The organism is Nonomuraea corallina (assembly GCF_027620315.1).
GTDB lineage: Bacteria > Actinomycetota > Actinomycetes > Streptosporangiales > Streptosporangiaceae > Nonomuraea > Nonomuraea corallina.
This window is the reverse complement of sequence record NZ_JAPNNL010000016.1, coordinates 21,998-38,150: the sequence shown is the minus strand read 5'-3', so window position 1 is coordinate 38,150 and position 16,153 is coordinate 21,998. Positions and strand designations below refer to the sequence as shown.

Here is a 16,153-nt window from a genome sequence, read left to right as displayed (position 1 = left end):
GTCAGCGTCCCAGGAACGTCAGCAGCCGGTCCAGCGGCCAGGTGTTGATGACGTCGTCGCTCGTCAGCCACGCCCGCTGCGCGATGCCGACGCCGAACCGCTGGTGCGCCAGGTGGGGGATCGCGTGGGAGTCGCTGTCGATCGAGAACTTGACCCCGTGGTGCTTGGCCAGCCGGACCAGGTCGGACGGCAGGTCGGAGCGGTCGGGGTAGGAGTCGATCTCCATCGCGGTGCCCGTGCGGGCCGCGGCGCGGAAGACGGCGTCCCAGTCGGCGTCGACCATGCCGCGCTTGCCGATCTTGCGGGTGGTCGGGTGGCCGATGATGTCGACGTACGGGTTCTCGCAGGCGGCGATGAAGCGGCGGGTCATCTCGTCGCGGCTCATCGTGAAGTGGGAGTGGACCGAGGCCACGCACACGTCGAAGCCCCGGAGGACCTCGCCCGGCCAGTCGACCGAGCCGTCGGGGGCGATGTTGAGCTCGGTGCCGTGCAGCAGCCGCATGCCGGGGTGGCGCTTCTGCAGCTCGGCCACCCGCCCGCGCTGCTCCAGCGCCTTGTCGAGGGTCATCCGCTGCATCGCCAGGTCGGGCGCGTGGTCGGTGACCGCGTAGTAGGAGTAGCCCAGGGCGGCGCCCGCCGCCACCATGTCCTCCAGCGAGGCGATGCCGTCGGTGAGATCGGTGTGGGTGTGGAGGTCGCCGCGCAGGTCGGACAGCTCCACCAGGACGGGCAGCTCGCCGGCCAGCGCCGCCTTCACCTCGCCGCCGTCCTCGCGCATCGGCGGCGGTACGTACTGCATGCCGAGCGCCGCGTAGATCTCCTCCTCGGACTCCGTGGCGATCACGCGCTCGCCCTCGAACAGGCCGTACTCGGAGAGCTTCCAGCCCTTCTTGACCGCCATCTCCCGGATGGCGACGTTGTGCTCCTTGGAGCCGGTGAAGTACTGCATCGCCGCGCCCCACGACTCCGCGGGCACCACGCGCAGGTCGACCTGCATGCCCGAGGTGGTGCGGACGGACGTCTTCTTCTCGCCCGCGGCGATCACCTCGGCGACGTACGGCTGGGCGCGGAACTCCGACATGATCGACTCGGGCGCCACGGCCAGGATGTCGATGTCGCCGATCGTGTCGCGCATCCGGCGCAGCGACCCCGCGTACGCGATGCGCTCGGCCTCCAGGGAGGCCATCACCTGCTCGGCCAGGGCCATGGCGACGCCGATGTGGACCCGGCGGCCGGACTGCTCCAGCTGCTCGATGCCCTTCTGCAGGTTGGCCAGCGTCTTCGGGCCGAGCCCCTTGACCCCGTCGAGGCGGCCGGCGGTGATCGCCTCGCCGAGGGCGTCGGGCGAGTCGATGCCGAACTCCTCGTAGAGCATGATCGCCGTCTTCGGGCCCAGCGTCGGCACCCGGGTCAGCCGCCGCACCCCCTCCGGCACCCGGCCGCGCAGGTCGTCGAGCTGGCGGAAGCTCCCGCGCCGCAGGAACTCCTCCATCTTCTTCGCGATCGCCTCGCCCACCCCGGGCACGCTGCGCACCTCGACCGTGGCGATGTCCTCGGGGAAGCCCGCGATCGCCTTGGCGGCCTTCTGGTAGCTCCGCACCCGGAAGGCGTCGCCGCCGGTCAGCGCGAACAGCTCCGCGTACTCCTGGAGGGCGGCGGCCGCCTCCTCGTTTGCCCGTGCCATGCGCACAGCTTAGAAGGCGGCACCGACACTTCCCGGCCACACCGGCCGCCTCGCTCCCGGCGGCACCGGCCGTTCGTGCGCATAGGCGACCGGCTTATTCGGCGGGCCGTTATTCCGGTATGCGGATGCTTAAGGGCTTTCACGAAAGAGCTGCGACATGCTGGGCGACGCTGTCACATATGTGGATAAGTTCTGGCATTAGGGTGACTATTGCGTGAGAAGTCCCAGCTCATGAAATAGGCCCACCGAATACCGTGTTATCGGTCGGCGGCTTCGCGCGGACCCGGTGTCCATGCCGGGCGCAGGCGCGTCATGAGGCCGTACGAAGAATGAGAAGGAAGGCCGGCGCACGTCGGCGAGAAAGGCCGCTCCCGGTCCCGAACGCCATGCCGCCGGCGGCCACCACGGCCGGCGGCGTGCGGCCTGACGGACGGAGAGACCGGGCAGGACACGCGCTCCCGCGGCGACGGCGGAACATCTCCTCGCCCGCGAGCAGGCCGTGCGGCGGGTCCGTCCGTGTCGCGGTGGCCGGGCACCGCGGCCGCCCTGGGGTGACACTTGGTCCGATCGCCTGCCATTCGAGACAGACGCGAGGAACTTTCACCCAATCCCATGTAGCCCTGGCAGGTATCTATATGTCCTGAAATGTTCTGATCACGGTAACGGGGCCGTGTCGAATGTCCGTCACGTGCTTTACAGGGGCAGAACGATCGGGTCGATTGGAAGGGTGAGTCGGGCATTAGGCTTTCGCGATGGGACGCGTCCGGTATGACCGAGGCAATTGCGGGGGGACGGGTGGACGGAACAGATAGCTGGTTCGCGCGCCGATCGCGTTCCCTGGCCACGGTGCCTTCCTCGCCGCTCATGCTGGGCACCCTCGGCCTGATGGCCGGGGTGCCGGCGTTGACGGTGCCGGTTCACCGGGGGCTGGCGGACACCGGATACCTCCTTGAGGGCTCGGCGGTCCTGCTCGTTCTCCTTGCGGTGCACGCCCGGTTCGTGCTGGGCATCCTCACCCGCAAGGGCGTCGGATGGTGGCTGATCGCGATCCAGGCGTGGCTGACCTACCTGCCGTGGACGTTCGTCGGAGCGACCTGGATCCCGGTGTCGGCGCTGCTGTCCGGGGCCCTGCTGCTGGCGGCCCACCAGATGCGGTCGTTCGCCCTGGCTCTCCTGTCCCTGGTCTGCGGGCCGGTGTTCCTCGCGACCCCCTCAGGGGCGCTGAGCGACGTCGGCTGGGCCGTCACCGCGCCGCTGCTCGGCCTGGTGGAGTTCACCCTGGTCAGCCTGGCCGGGCAGGCCCACCGCCTGTCGGCCACGCGCAGTGACGTGATCCATCGCGCGGTGGTCCAGGAACGCCGCCGCTTCACCAGGGACCTGCACGACCTGGTCGGCCATCGGCTCACCGTCCTGGTCCTGAAGGCGCAACTCGTCCAGCGGCTCGTGCACGAGCACGACGAGAAGGCCGAACAGGAACTGGACGAGACGCTGGCGCTGCTGCGCGCCCTGGCCTCCGACGTGCGCGCCGTCGCCCACGGCGAGCAGCGCTCCTCGCTGGAGAACGAGCTGAGCTCGGCGCGGGCCCTGCTGGAGTCGGTGGGGATCCGCTGCCAGATGCGGGTCTCGTGCCGCGACCTGTCACGCGAGGTGGGCGAGGCGCTCACCCACGCGCTGCGCGAGGGCGTGACCAACGTGCTGCGGCACGCCACCGCCCGCGAGTGCGCGATCCAGCTGCTCGAACAGGACCGGCTCGTGAGCCTGTCGATCAGGAACGACGGAGTCCTCCAGCCCTATTACCCGAAGGACGGCGGGCAGGGGCTGATCAACCTGACCGAACGCATCGCGGTGCTCGGCGGCGCGCTGGAGACGACGACCTTACGCGGCGGCAGCTTCCTCTTCCAGATCCGCATCCCGCGCAGCAACTGAGGGCGCGCCGAGGCGCGGCGGGGCCGGGACGACGCCCCCGCCGGCCGGACGCGACCCGCGCCCGCAGGCGAGCGTGACGAGCGCCGCCCCGATCCTTCTCCCTGGTCACAGAGCCCTTCAGGCGCGGCCGGGAAATGACTGTTGCCGTTCTACCGAAACCATTTGTGCGAAACGCACATAGGGCAGTGTGTTCGACACCCCGTAGTGGTGTCCCGTGTTATCTGGACTAAATATCGGCGCGCCGCCATTCTTCTTGCGTAGACCTCTTCGGGAAGGCGCGTGATGGACCAGTATGAGCTGTACTGCCTCGCGGATCGTCATTTTTATGACACGCTTGAGCACAGCACGGCCGCCGATGCTGGTTTCTCCATTCTGCACCGCCCGGCGCCGGCCGGCTGGTCATCCGAGACCACCGAGACCTGGTGTTACTACGCTCCCGGCAACGAGCCGCCGATGCCGGCGCAGGGATGGAAGATTCACGTTTCCGCCCGGCTCGACGACGCCGAGAAGGCGATTGCCGCAGTTTATGACTACTGCATTCCCCGGATGATCCCCTTCAAGTTCCTGCGGGGGCCCGCGGTTCTGGTCATGGTGAATTCCAAGGCCGCCTCGCGCGCTTCCAGCGGTAAACTGATCACGATCTATCCGAGGGACGAGGCGCAGCTCGAACTCGTCCTGAAAGAACTGGACGAGCTGCTGCGCGACGTCCAGGGCCCCTACATCCTCAGCGACCTGCGCTACGGAAAAGGCCCGCTGTTCGTCAGGTACGGCGGTTTCGCGGAGCGGCACTGCCTGTCCGGCGGCGAGCGGGTGCTGGCCGTCGAGGACGGCGACGGAACACTCGTCCCCGACGTGCGCGGCGCCATCTTCTCCGTGCCGCCGTGGACGACGCTGCCCGAGTTCCTCAAGCCGCACCTGGCCGCGCGCAACGCCGTCACCATGAGCGACCTGCCGTACGAGATCGACCGGGTGCTGCACTTCTCCAACGGCGGAGGCGTCTACCTCGCCCGGCACCTGCACACCGGCGACCAGGTGGTGCTGAAGGAGGCGAGGCCGCACGCCGGCCTCGACGCGCTCGGCAGGGACGCGGTGACGCGGCTGGCGCACGAGCGCGCCATCCTGGAGCGCCTGGCCGGCCTCGGCGTGGCGCCCCAGCTGCGCGACCACTTCACCGTCGGCGAGCACCACTTCCTCGTGCAGGAGTTCGTCGACGGCACCCCGCTGCAGCGGCGCCTGGTGCACCGCTACCCGCTCACCCGCGCGACCTGCGACGCCGAGGACCTGGACACCTACACGCGCTGGGCGCTCGACACCCTCGACCAGGTGGAGGCGGCCATCGAGGCGCTGCACGAGCGCGGCGTCGTCTTCGGCGACCTGCACCCGGACAACATCCTGCTGACCGAGGACGGGCGCGTGGTGCTCATCGACTACGAGGTCGCCACGCTGACCGACGACGGGGCGCGGGCCGCGCTGGCTCACCCGGCGTTCGTGGCGCCGCCCGACCGGCAGGGGGCCGACGTCGACAGGTACGCGATGGCGTGCCTGCGGCTGGGCCTGTTCGCGCCCCAGTGCACGATCATGCTCCCGCTCTCTCCCAAGAAGGTCGCGCAGCTCGGCGAGCTGGTCGCGGAGACCTTCCCGGGCACGGGCGACATGGCCAGGAAGGCCGCCGCCACCATCATGGGCAGCGCCCCGTCCAGGCCCGCCCCCTCCGAGCCCGCCCCCTCCGAGCCCGCCTCGACCGACGGCGGCCGGACAGACAGCGGCCGGACGAGGGCGGAGGAGACAGGGGCGGAGGACCCGCCCATGCCCGGCTCCGCGCCCTGGCCGGACCTGCGTGACGCGCTCCGCCGCGCCATCACGGCCGCGGCGACATCGGATCGCGACGACCGGCTGTTCCCCGGCGACGTGGCGCAGTTCCGCCCCGGCGGCGGCCTGAACCTCGCCCACGGCGCGGCCGGCGTCCTGTACGCGCTGGCGGTCACCGGCGCCGGACGCTTCCCCGAGTACGACGACTGGCTGCGCGAGCGGGCACGGCGTCCGATCCCCGGATCGGGCCTCGGGCTGTACGACGGACTGCACGGCATCGCCTACGTGCTGGACCGGCTCGGCTACCGGCAGGACGCCCTGGACGTGGTGGACATCTGCCTGCGCGAGAAGTGGGAAGGGCTGGAGTCCGCGCTCCACACCGGACTGGCCGGGATCGGGCTGAACCTGCTGCACCTCGGCGAGCCCGAGCTCACCAAGGCCGGCCTGCGCGCGGTCGACATCTGCGCCGACCGGCTCGGCGGTCCCGACGACGTTCCCGAGGTCAGCGGCGGCACCAACCCGCGGGCCGGGCTCATGTACGGCTCCAGCGGCCCCGCCCTGCTCTTCCTGCACGCGTACGAGCACACCGGCGACCCGTCGCTGCTCGACCTGGCGCGGACCGCGCTCCAGCAGGACCTGCGCAGGTGCCGGGAGGCCCAGGACGGCTCGCTCCAGGTGAACCAGGGCTGGCGGCTGCTGCCGTACGTGGACGAGGGCTCTGCGGGCATCGCGCTGGTGCTCGCCCGCTATCTTTCCCACCGCGACGACCCGGCGCTCGCCGCCGCGCTCGCGGACCTGCTCAAGGCGGCCCGCTCCGGGTTCTTCGTGCAGCCGGGCCTGTTCACCGGCCGCGCCGGCATCATCGCCGCGCTGGCCGGGGTGCCGGCGGAGCCGGACACCGCTCAGGTGCTGGAAGCCCACGTCAAGGGGCTGCGCTGGCACGCACTGCCGTACGGAGGTGGCCTGGCCTTCCCGGGCGACCAACTGCTACGGCTCTCCATGGATTTCTCGACTGGTTCGGCAGGTGTCCTGTTCGCCCTGCACACGGTTCTGGGCGAAGAGCCGGGACACCTGCCGTTCCTCGAGGCCGCATCCGCAGTGCGGCCTGTCACCTACGACCTTCAGAAGGAGGTGTAAGACCATGGTACTCCTCGACCTTCAGGGCCTCGAGACCCCGGCCAGCAGCGACGTCGCGAGCGGCGGCAGCACGCTCACGGTGCTCGGATGCAACTCCGGCAAGCCCAGCAACCTCAGTGTCGCGCTCTGCCACTGATCCGTAGTACCGATCCCCGCGCCGCCCCACGAGGACGGCGCGGGGATCTCCGACTTTGACCCGAGGAGGCCCCGGGGTGCTCGCCGGAGACCGGCTGGTCACGCAAGCGGTACGGCGCAACGGGCCGTGGACCGCGCTCCTGGTGGCCACCGCCGTCGGAGGCGCCGCCGCCGAGCTGGCCCTGCCGTACGTGGCGGGCCGGACCGTCGACGCGTTCGTCGCGGCCGACCCCGCGGCCGTCCGGTGGCTGACCGGCTGCGCGGCGATCGTCGCCTGCGTGATGCTCTGCGAGAGCCTCGGCGTGTGGGCCGCGGGCGCGAGCGGAGCCTGCGCCGCCGCCCGGCTGCGTCTGGGCGTGCTGCGCCACGTGCTCGGCGCCGGCCCCGCCGTCACCCGGCGCTTTCCCGAGGGCGAGATCGTCACCCGCGCCGGGCTCAACACCGAAGAGGTCGGGCGGGCCCCCGAGTCGGTGACGGGGGCGCTCGCGCTGCTGGTGCCCACCGTCGGCGCGCTGGTGGCGCTGACCCTCATCGCGCCCGTGCTCACCCTGACCCTGTTCGCCGGCATCGTCCTCATCCTGCTTGTGCTGAACACGTTCCTGCGCTCCACCACCACGATCGCGGGCGGCTACCAGGAGGCGCAGGGCGAACTGGCCGCCGGCCTCGTCGAGGCGCTCGACGGGGCGCGCACCATCGCCGCCGCCGGAACCGCCGAGCGCGAGGCCCGGCGGGTGCTGCGGCCGCTGCCCCGGCTGCGGCGCCACGGGCTGCTGCTGTGGCGGGCCAACGCCACGGCCGGGGTCCGCGCCGGGCTCGTGGTGCCGCTGGTCGAGGTGGCCGTGCTGGCGGTCGGCGGCTTCATGCTCGCCGCCGGCGACCTCACGGTGGGCGAGCTGTACGCGGCCGCCAGGTACGCGGTCCTCGGAGCCGCGCTCAGCGGCGCCCTCGGCTTCGTCGGCGGCCTGGCCAGGGCACGGTCGGCGGCCGGGCGGGTGGCCGAGGTGCTCGCCGTGGCCCGGCCCCGCCACGGGACCCGATCCCTGCCACCGGGGACGGGCACCGTCGAGTTCCGCGACGTGACCGGCGCCGACCTGCGCGTGCCCGAACTGGTGGTCCCCGGCGGTTCGGTCACGGCCGTCGTGGGACGGTCCGGGTCCGGCAAGTCGCTGCTCGCGGCGTTCGCCGCCCGGCTGGCCGACCCCGACAGCGGCACGGTCCTGCTCGACGGGGTCCCGCTGCCCGAACTGAGCCACGACGAGCTGAGACGCGCCGTCGGCTACGCCTTCGAACGTCCCGTACTGGTCGGCGACACGATCGCCGACGTCATAGCGCTCGGCCGCGCCGCCCCCGACGACGCGGAGCTCGACGCGGTCACGAGGGCGGCGCGCGCCGACGGGTTCGTCGAGCGGCTGCCGCGCGGGTACGCCACCCCCACCGCGGGCGCGCCGCTGTCCGGTGGCGAACGCCAGCGGCTCGGCCTGGCCCGCGCCTTCGCCCAGGGCGAGCGGCTGCTGGTCCTCGACGACGCCACCTCCAGCCTCGACACCGTGACCGAACGCGAGGTGGGCCGCGCACTCACCGCCGCCAACGGCGGCCGCACCCGGCTGGTCGTCGCGCACCGCCTCGCCACGGCCGCCGGCGCCGACCAAGTCGTCTGGCTGGAGGACGGCGTCGTACGCGGCCTGGGACAGCACCGCGAACTGTGGCGCGACCCCGCCTACCGGGCGGTCTTCCAGGGAGAGCGGCCATGAGGGCACTGCTGTGGCGCGCGCTGCGCCGGGAGCCGGGGCAACTGGTGCGGATCTGCCTGTGGTCGCTGGTGGAGGCGGCCCCCGCCTTCCTCATCGGCCTGGCCGTCGCCCGCGCCATCGAGGACGGCTTCGCCGCCGCCCGGGTGGACGTCGGGCTGGCCTGGCTGGCGGCCCTCGGCCTGGCCTGGGTGCTGGCCGCCGTGGCCGCCCGCCAGATCGTCCTGGCGGTGGCGGCCATCGCGGAGCCGTTCCGCGACGACCTGCTCACCCACGTCGTCGGCGGCGCGGTCCGCCGCGCCGCGGCCACGCCCGGCGCCGCCCAGGACAGCGCCGCCGTCACCCGGGTCGGCCTCCAGGTCGAGCTGGCCAGGGACGCCTTCGCCGCCGTCGTCACCACCGTGCGGGGCTTCGCCTTCACCGTGGTGAGCGTGGTCCTGGGCCTGCTCACGCTGGCGCCGGGGGCGGCGCTGCTGGTGCTGCCGCCGTTCGCGGCCGGGCTGGTCCTGTTCCTGGCGTCGCTGCCGCTCCTGACCCGGCGGCAGCGGGAGTTCCTGCTGGCCGACGAGCGGCTCGCCGAGGAGATGACCGCCATGGCGGGCGGGCTGCGCGACATCGTCGCGTGCGGCGCGGAGGAGCGCCAGGGCGCCCGGATGGCCACCCACGTCGAGGCCCAGGCGTCCGCCGCGCGCGCCCTGGCCAGGGCGACCGCCGTCCGCACGGCCGCGCTGGGCGTCGGCGGCTGGCTGCCCGTGGTGCTGGTCCTCGCCGGCACGCCGTGGCTGCTGAGCGGCGGCGCGGGCGCCGGGGTCGTCGTCGGCGCGCTGGCGTACGTCACCCAGTCGCTGGCGCCGGCCCTCGGCGGGCTGGTGCAGGGACTCGGGGTGAGCGGGATCCAGCTCGCCGCGTCACTGGACCGGATCACCGCCGCCGCGCAGCCGCCGCCGCTGCGTCCCACCCGCCTGCGGCCCGCGTCCGCCGAGGTGCGGCTGCGCGAGGTCACCTTCGCGTACGGCCCGCACTCCGCCCCCGTCGTCGACGGCCTCTCGCTGCACGTCCCCGAGGGCGAGCACCTGGCCGTCGTCGGGCCGAGCGGGGCGGGGAAGTCCACGCTGGCCTCCCTGATCAGCGGACTGCTGCGCCCGGACGCGGGGGAGGTGCTGGTCGGCGGCGTTCCCGCGGACCGCGCCGAGCCCGCCGCCCGGGTGCTCATCCCGCAGGAGGCGTACGTCTTCCGCGGCACCCTGCGCGAGAACCTCGCCTACCTCAGCACCCCACCGGACCACGACCCGGACCACGACCCGGACCACGACCCGGACCACGACCCGGACCACGACCCGGACCACGACCCGGGTGACGGCGACTCGGACGGTGCCGGGCCCGGGGCGGCCGAGCTCGACGCGGCCGTGCGCGCCCTGGGGGCGGCGGACCTGGTGGCGGCCGTGGGCGGTTACGACGCCCGCCTCGACCCCGGCGCGCTGTCGGCGGGGCAGCGGCAACTCGTCGCCCTGGTGCGCGCCTATCTGTCACCCGCCCGCCTGATCATCCTGGACGAGGCCACCTGCCACCTCGATCCCGCCGCCGAGGCTCTGGTCGAGCACGCGTTCGCGGCCCGCGGCGGCACGCTGGTCGTCGTCGCCCACCGGATCACCTCGGCCCGGCGGGCCGGCCGCGTCCTGCTCATGGACGGCGGCCGGGTCCAGGCCGGGACCCACGACGAACTCGTCCACACCTCATCCCTGTACGCCGACCTGGTCGGCCACTGGCAACCGGAGCCCGTGTCATGAGATACCCAGCGGCCACGCGACTGCCCCTCGTCGAGAACCTGCACGGCCACCAGGTCGCCGACCCCTACCGCTGGCTGGAGGACCCCGACGATCCCGCGGCCTGGGCCTGGCAGACCGCCCAGGACCGGCTGTGGAGCGAGTGGGCCGCCCGGCTCCCGCTGCGTGAGCGGTTCACCGACCGCCTGGCCGAGCTGGCCGTCACGGGGATGGTCAGCCCGCCGGTGTGGCGGGGTGAGCGCCGCTTCCACCTGTCCCGGTCCGCCGGGCAGGAGCATCCGGTGCTCTGCCTCGACGACGAGGTGGTCCTCGATCCGATGCGGCTGGACCCCAGCGGCCTGACGACGCTCGACGACTGGGAGCCCGACCCGGACGGCCGGCGGCTCGCCTACCAGGTGTCCAGGCGCGGCGACGAACGGGCCGACCTGTACGTCATGGACCTCGGCACCCGCCAGGTGATCGACGGCCCGGTGGGCGGCTGCCGCTACTCCCCGGTCGCCTGGCTGCCCGGCGAGGCGGCGTTCCTGTACGTCCGCTTCCGCCAGGGCGTCTACCTGCACCGCCTGGGGCAGCCGGACGACATCGAGGTCTTCACGCGCGGCGCGGTGCCGTACGGGCTGCGGATCGACGACGGGCGCTGGCTGACGATCTCCACGGGTGCCAGGGCGGGCAACGACGTCTGGCTGGCCGACCTGTCCGCCTGCTCGGCGCGCCGGCCCGAGCTGCGCGTCGTGCAGGAAGGGCTGGAGGCGAACACGGCCGTGGCCGTCGGCCACGACGGGCGGCTCTACCTGCTGACCGACCACGGGGCGCCCCGGCGCAGGCTGTGCGTGGCCGACCCGGCCGCCCCCGGCGCCTGGAAGGAGCTGATCCCCGAGGACCCGGAGGCGGTGCTCGGCGCCTTCACCGTCCTCGACGGCGACCGGCTCCTGATCGCCAGGACCCGCCACGCCGTCGGCGAGATCGGCGTGCACGACGCGGCGAGCGGCGCGCTGCTGGGGTCCGTACCCCTGCCCGGCAGCGGAACCGTCACCTCGCTGACGTCCCGGCCGGGGGGCGGCCACGAGGCGTGGTTCGGTTATACCGACGCCGTGACCCCCGCCGAGGTGTGGCACTACGACGCGCGCGCGGACCGGGCGGTCAGATGGGCCGCGGCGCCGGGTCACGTGCCGCTGCCGGGGGTGGAGAGCCACCACGTGGAGTACCGTTCCGCCGACGGCACGCTCGTGCGCATGGTGATCTCCGCGCTTCCCGGGCGGAAGGGCCCCAGGCCGGCGATCCTGACCGGTTACGGCGGGTTCGGCATGACGCTGACGCCCGGGTACGCCGCCGACTCCCGCGCCTGGGTGGAGGCGGGCGGGGTGCTGGCGATCGCCGGGCTGCGCGGCGGCGGCGAGGAGGGGGAGACCTGGCACCGCGACGGCATGCTGGACCGCAAGCAGAACGTCTTCGACGACTTCGTCGCCGCGGCGGAGCGCCTGATCGCCGACGGGTGGACGACGCCCGAGCGGCTGGCCGTCTGGGGCGAGTCCAACGGCGGCCTGCTCGTGGGCGCGGCCTTGACCCAGCGGCCCGACCTGTTCGCCGCGGTCGTCTGCTCGGCGGGACTGCTCGACATGGTCCGGTACGAACGCTCCGGCCTGGGCGCCTCCTGGACGGCCGAGTACGGCTCCGCCGACGACCCCGAGCAGCTGCCCTGGCTGCTCGCCTACTCGCCCTACCACCACGTCCGCGACGGGGTGGACTACCCCGCGACGCTGTTCACCGTCTCGGGGGGCGACTCGCGGGTCGATCCGCTGCACGCCCGCAAGATGTGCGCGGCCCTGCAGCACGCCACCTCGGGGGACCGGCCGATCCTGCTGCGGCACGAGCCCGACGTGGGGCACGGCGCCCGCGCGGCCAGCCGTTCCATCACGCTCGCCGCCGACGTCCTGGCCTTCGTGGCCGACCGGACCGGCCTGACCGAACCGGGCTGACCGAACCAGGCTGACCGAACCGGGCTGACCGAATCAGGCGCTCACCGCCGGAACGCCGAACAGCCACGGACCGCGCCGGTCCGTGGCTGTTCGCCGCCCGGGACCGGGCGGCGGTTCAGATTTAAGGCGTTCAGATGCAGGCGTTCAGATCCAGCCCGACTCCCGGGCGATGCGGATGGCGTCGATGCGGCTGCGCGCGCCAAGCTTGGCCGTACTGCGATGGAGGTAGTTGCGGACCGTTCCTTTGGACAGGAACAGCGAGGCCGCGATCTCCGACACGGACGCCCCCTCGGCGGCGGCGCCGATCACGTCGAGTTCGCGCGCGGTCAGGGGCGCGTCGGGGGAGGACATCGCGGCGATGGCGATCTCCGAGTCGATGACGCGCTCACCGCAGGCGACCCGGCGGATCGCGTCCGCCAGTTGGCCGGGCTGCGCGTCCTTGGCCATGAAGCCCCGCACGTGCGCGTCCAGCGCCCGCCGCAGCAGCCCCGGCGTGCCGACGCCGGTGAGGATCAGGACCCCGCAGTCGGGAAGCGTCTCGTGCAACTCGCCCGCGGCCTCCAGGCCGTCCTTGCCGGGTAACCCGACGTCGAGCACCGCGACGTCCGGCTGGACGTCGCAGGCGGTGGTCACCACGCGATCACCGCGGTCCACCTCCGCGACGACCTCGATGTCCTCCTCGTACGCCAGCAAAGCCACGAGTGCTCCGCGCACCAGATGCATGTCCTCAGCGAGCAGAGTTCGGATCACGGTTGTCCTTGTGGTCAGCCAGCAAATCCACGGGTCCTGACGCTTCGCAGCGGTGGGGCCCGCTGCTCACCGCCTGAACCTGCCCCGTCACTGAGGAAGTATGCCGAGAAAGCAGGAATATGGCGATGCTGGCGAATTCCCTGGTCGGACTGGGTGATCCCTCAGCGGCCGTTGCCGCGCAGGACGGTGAGCGCCCACACGGTGATCGCGCCGCGCCAGTCGAGCGCCCCCGCGGGGGAGACGCGCGCGTAGTCCACGGCCCAGCCGCCGTCGTCGCGCTGTTCGCCCGCGAGCCGGTCCAGGTCCGCCTCGATCACCTCGGGCGCGAACAGCTCGCGCGCCCGGCTGTCCGGGTACGGGGCGAAGTCGAGCGGCCGCAGCGCCTCGCTCTCGGTGCCGCCCTCCACCGGCACCCGCCCGTCCGGGAGCACGAACGCGGCCAGCCGCGTCAGCAGCCCCGCCGCTTCCGGCCGCGACCCGTACACCGAGTCCAGGAAGCGCACCGCGAAGGCCAGCACGTACGCGCCGGGCGGCTCGCGCAGCGCGCCGATCGCCGTCAGGCAGTAGTCGGTGGCCCGGCGCAGCCACGGGTGCGCGGCGACGGCCGGGTCGTGCCTGGCCACCCGGTGCGCCATCGCCGCCGACACGCTGGTGATCTGCAGCGACGAGGCCGACGGGTCGGCGCCCGACCACCAGGGCGCGGTCGCGGCGGGCACGCCGAGCGGCAGCGCGAACGGCAGCCCGCCGTCGTCGCACGTCACCGACTCCAGCCACCCGCACAGCTCCGCCGCCCGCGGCGAGGTCCGCGGCGCGATCTCCGCCAGCGCCTCGAACGCGTGCAGCGCCGCTCCCGGCTGGCTCTCGGGCGAGCGCAGGTCGGGCTCCAGCCCCCACCCGTAGCCGCCGTCGGGATTGCGGTACGCGTCGAGCGCGGCCAGCACGCCGGCCACGTCGCCGCCGCCCTCCATCAGCTCGAAGCGGCGCCGGTCCAGAACTCGGGCATGGCCCGCCATGAAGGAGGCGGCCGTCGAAAGGTCGTAAGCCATGACCCCATGCTCCGACGGCCGCCCCCTCACGGTCTTGTACCGATCGGACGTGTCAGAAGCGGACCTCGCGCGCCCGGTACGGCTCCGTCAGGAAGGAGAGCTCCTCGTCCGACAGCGACACCCCCACGGCCGCCACCGCGTCGTCCACGTGGCGGTCCTTGGTGGCGCCCACGATCGGCGCGTCGACCGCCGGCTGGTGCAGCAGCCAGGCCAGCGCGATCTGCGCGGCAGGCAGGCCGCGCTCGCGCGCCAGCTCCGCCACCCGGTCCAGCACCTGCCGGTCGTTCTCCGGCTCGTACAGGTAGTCGATGCGCGGGTCGGAGCCGGCCCTCGTCGTGTCGGCGGGCGCGCCGGCGCGGGCGAGCGCGCCGCGGGCCAGCGGGCTCCACGGGATCACGCCGACGCCCTGGTCGAGGCAGAGCGGCAGCATCTCGCGCTCCTCCTCCCGATAGAGCAGGTTGTAGTGGTTCTGCATGGCCACGAACCGGGTCCAGCCGTTCGCCTCGGCCACGTGCTGCGCCTTGGCGAACTGCCACGCCCACATGGAGGAGGCCCCGAGATAGCGGGACTTGCCGGCCTTGACCACCTCGTGCAGCGCCTCCATCGTCTCCTCGATCGGCGTCTCGGGGTCCCACCGGTGGATCTGGTAGAGGTCCACGTGGTCGGTGCCGAGCCGGCGCAGCGAGGCGTCGATGGCGGCATGGATGTGCTTGCGGGACAGGCCGCGGTCGTTGGGGCCGGGGCCCATCGGGAAGAACACCTTGGTCGCCAGCACGTAGTCGTCCCGGCTGCCGAAGATCTTGCGCAACAGGCTGCCGGTGATCGTCTCGCTGACGCCCTGCGAATAGACGTCCGCGGTGTCGAAGAACGTGACGCCCGCGTCGGCCGCCCGGCGGACGAGCGGCTCGGCCTCCTGCTCCGACAGCGCCCATTCCTGCTGGGCCGGATCGCCGTAACTCATCATGCCCAGGCAGATCCGCGAAACCTTCAGCCCTGTGTCACCCAGTCGCGTGTATTCCATGGGATCAGCCTAGGACCCCGTGATCAGGACTGACCGCCGGCATGATCATCGTGACGCCCGGCACGGAGCCGATCGAGACGAGCGCCTTGCCGGCGTCGGCGAGCCCGATGACGCGGGTGACGAGCTGGTCGGGGTGGAGCACGCCGGCCCTGATCAGCTCCAGCATCCGCGGGTACGCGTGCGCGGCCATCCCGTGGCTGCCCAGCAGCCGCAGCTCCAGGGCGACGACCCGGTCCATCGGCACCGGCGTCGGCCCGCCCGGCAGCAGCCCGACCTGGACGTGGCGGCCGCGCGTGCGCAGGCTCTCGACGGACGCGGCGCAGGTGTGAGGGCTGCCCAGCGCGTCGATCGACACGTGCGCGCCGCCCCTGGTCAGCTCCCGCACCTGGGCGGCGGAGTCACCGGCGGAGCCGTCGACGAAGTGGGTGGCCCCCGCTCGCTCGGCGAGCTGGAGGGCGTCGGCGCTGACGTCGACGGCCACGACCCTGGCCCCCACCGCCGTGGCGATCATGACGGCCGACAGGCCGACCCCGCCGCACCCGTGCACCGCCACCCATTCGCCCGCCCGCACCTCGGCGACCTGGTCGACGGCCCGGAAGGCGGTGGCGAACCGGCAGCCCAGCGACGCCGCCGTCGCGTACGGCATCTCCTCCGGCAGCGCGACCAGGTTGACGTCGGCGTGGTCGACGGCCACCAGCTCGGCGAAGGACCCCCAGTGGGTGAACCCCGGCTGCGTCTGCCGTTCGCACACCTGCTGCTCGCCCACCTGGCAGGCCGCGCACGACCCGCACCCGCAGACGAACGGGACCGTCACCCGCGCCCCCGGCCGCCACCCGCGCACCTGCGCGCCGACCGCCTCCACGACGCCCGCCAGCTCGTGGCCGGGGACGTGCGGCAGCGTCCGGATGGCGGGGTCGTTGCCCTGCCAGCCGTGCCAGTCGCTGCGGCACAGGCCGGTGGCCTCCACGCGGATCACCACCCCGTGCGGAGCGGGGGCCGGGTCGGGCAGCTCGCGCAGGTCGAGCTCGCCACCGAAGGCGTCGAAGGCAACAGCGTGCATCTGATGAGCTTAGAGTCACCCGCCGCAGGTCGCACCACGCGCGGGGGCGCGGTACGGGCCTGCCGTCGCTGTGACGG

At 73.1% G+C, this 16,153-nt stretch carries 11 protein-coding genes; 6 read left to right on the top strand and 5 right to left on the bottom strand.

Annotated elements, in window-relative coordinates:
- Position 1: 1 nt before the first annotated feature.
- Complete coding sequence (polX, locus tag OUY22_RS06695) at positions 2 to 1,684, bottom strand: DNA polymerase/3'-5' exonuclease PolX (protein ID WP_270153907.1); 1,683 nt, start codon at positions 1,682 to 1,684, stop codon at positions 2 to 4.
- Between the two features lie 846 nt (positions 1,685 to 2,530).
- On the opposite strand from polX, the gene OUY22_RS06690 reads away from it, so the two are divergent.
- From OUY22_RS06690 to OUY22_RS06665, 6 genes are all read left to right on the top strand, one after another.
- Positions 2,531 to 3,610, top strand: coding sequence for a sensor histidine kinase (locus OUY22_RS06690; RefSeq protein WP_270153906.1), 1,080 nt, complete (start codon positions 2,531 to 2,533; stop codon positions 3,608 to 3,610).
- 282 nt (positions 3,611 to 3,892) lie between these two features.
- The gene (lanKC, locus tag OUY22_RS06685; protein WP_270153939.1) at positions 3,893 to 6,556 is read left to right on the top strand and encodes a class III lanthionine synthetase LanKC; all 2,664 of its coding nucleotides are present in this window, start codon (positions 3,893 to 3,895) and stop codon (positions 6,554 to 6,556) included.
- 4 nt (positions 6,557 to 6,560) lie between these two features.
- Positions 6,561 to 6,692, top strand: a complete 132-nt coding sequence (locus tag OUY22_RS06680) for a SapB/AmfS family lanthipeptide (protein ID WP_270153905.1) — start codon at positions 6,561 to 6,563, stop codon at positions 6,690 to 6,692.
- Between the two features lie 76 nt (positions 6,693 to 6,768).
- Entirely contained in the window at positions 6,769 to 8,442 is a 1,674-nt protein-coding gene (locus tag OUY22_RS06675) for an ABC transporter ATP-binding protein (RefSeq protein ID WP_270153904.1), read from the top strand.
- Positions 8,439 to 10,226 (top strand): ATP-binding cassette domain-containing protein, encoded by a 1,788-nt coding sequence (locus OUY22_RS06670; protein ID WP_270153902.1) that lies wholly within the window; start codon positions 8,439 to 8,441, stop codon positions 10,224 to 10,226. Before OUY22_RS06675 ends, OUY22_RS06670 begins: the two co-directional genes overlap by 4 nt.
- Positions 10,223 to 12,199 carry a prolyl oligopeptidase family serine peptidase gene (locus tag OUY22_RS06665; RefSeq protein WP_270153901.1) on the top strand — a complete coding sequence of 659 codons (1,977 nt, stop codon included), beginning with the start codon at positions 10,223 to 10,225 and terminating at the stop codon, positions 12,197 to 12,199. The genes OUY22_RS06670 and OUY22_RS06665 overlap by 4 nt, the downstream gene beginning before the upstream one ends.
- Positions 12,200 to 12,343: 144 nt before the next feature.
- On the opposite strand, the gene OUY22_RS06660 is transcribed toward OUY22_RS06665, so the two are convergent.
- The 4 genes from OUY22_RS06660 to OUY22_RS06645 all read right to left on the bottom strand — a co-directional run bounded on the left by OUY22_RS06660 (position 12,344) and on the right by OUY22_RS06645 (position 16,076).
- On the bottom strand, positions 12,344 to 12,949 hold the full coding sequence (locus tag OUY22_RS06660) for a response regulator transcription factor (protein WP_270153900.1): 606 nt from the start codon (positions 12,947 to 12,949) through the stop codon (positions 12,344 to 12,346).
- Between the two features lie 161 nt (positions 12,950 to 13,110).
- Positions 13,111 to 13,995 (bottom strand): prenyltransferase/squalene oxidase repeat-containing protein, encoded by an 885-nt coding sequence (locus tag OUY22_RS06655; RefSeq protein ID WP_270153899.1) that lies wholly within the window; start codon positions 13,993 to 13,995, stop codon positions 13,111 to 13,113.
- A gap of 52 nt (positions 13,996 to 14,047) precedes the next feature.
- Positions 14,048 to 15,016, bottom strand: a complete 969-nt coding sequence (locus OUY22_RS06650; RefSeq protein WP_270153898.1) for an aldo/keto reductase — start codon at positions 15,014 to 15,016, stop codon at positions 14,048 to 14,050.
- Positions 15,017 to 15,020: 4 nt separating this feature from the next.
- Entirely contained in the window at positions 15,021 to 16,076 is a 1,056-nt protein-coding gene (locus tag OUY22_RS06645) for a zinc-dependent alcohol dehydrogenase family protein (protein WP_270153897.1), read from the bottom strand.
- Positions 16,077 to 16,153: the final 77 nt, after the last annotated feature.

Coding starts and splice junctions, on each gene's coding strand:
- OUY22_RS06665 (WP_270153901.1), top strand. CDS start 10,223: ATGAGATACCCAGCGGCCACGCGACTGCCCCTCGTCGAGAACCTGCAC.
- OUY22_RS06670 (WP_270153902.1), top strand. CDS start 8,439: ATGAGGGCACTGCTGTGGCGCGCGCTGCGCCGGGAGCCGGGGCAACTG.
- OUY22_RS06655 (WP_270153899.1), bottom strand. CDS start 13,995: ATGGCTTACGACCTTTCGACGGCCGCCTCCTTCATGGCGGGCCATGCC.
- OUY22_RS06645 (WP_270153897.1), bottom strand. CDS start 16,076: ATGCACGCTGTTGCCTTCGACGCCTTCGGTGGCGAGCTCGACCTGCGC.
- OUY22_RS06680 (WP_270153905.1), top strand. CDS start 6,561: ATGGTACTCCTCGACCTTCAGGGCCTCGAGACCCCGGCCAGCAGCGAC.
- polX (WP_270153907.1), bottom strand. CDS start 1,684: ATGGCACGGGCAAACGAGGAGGCGGCCGCCGCCCTCCAGGAGTACGCG.
- lanKC (WP_270153939.1), top strand. CDS start 3,893: ATGGACCAGTATGAGCTGTACTGCCTCGCGGATCGTCATTTTTATGAC.
- OUY22_RS06650 (WP_270153898.1), bottom strand. CDS start 15,016: ATGGAATACACGCGACTGGGTGACACAGGGCTGAAGGTTTCGCGGATC.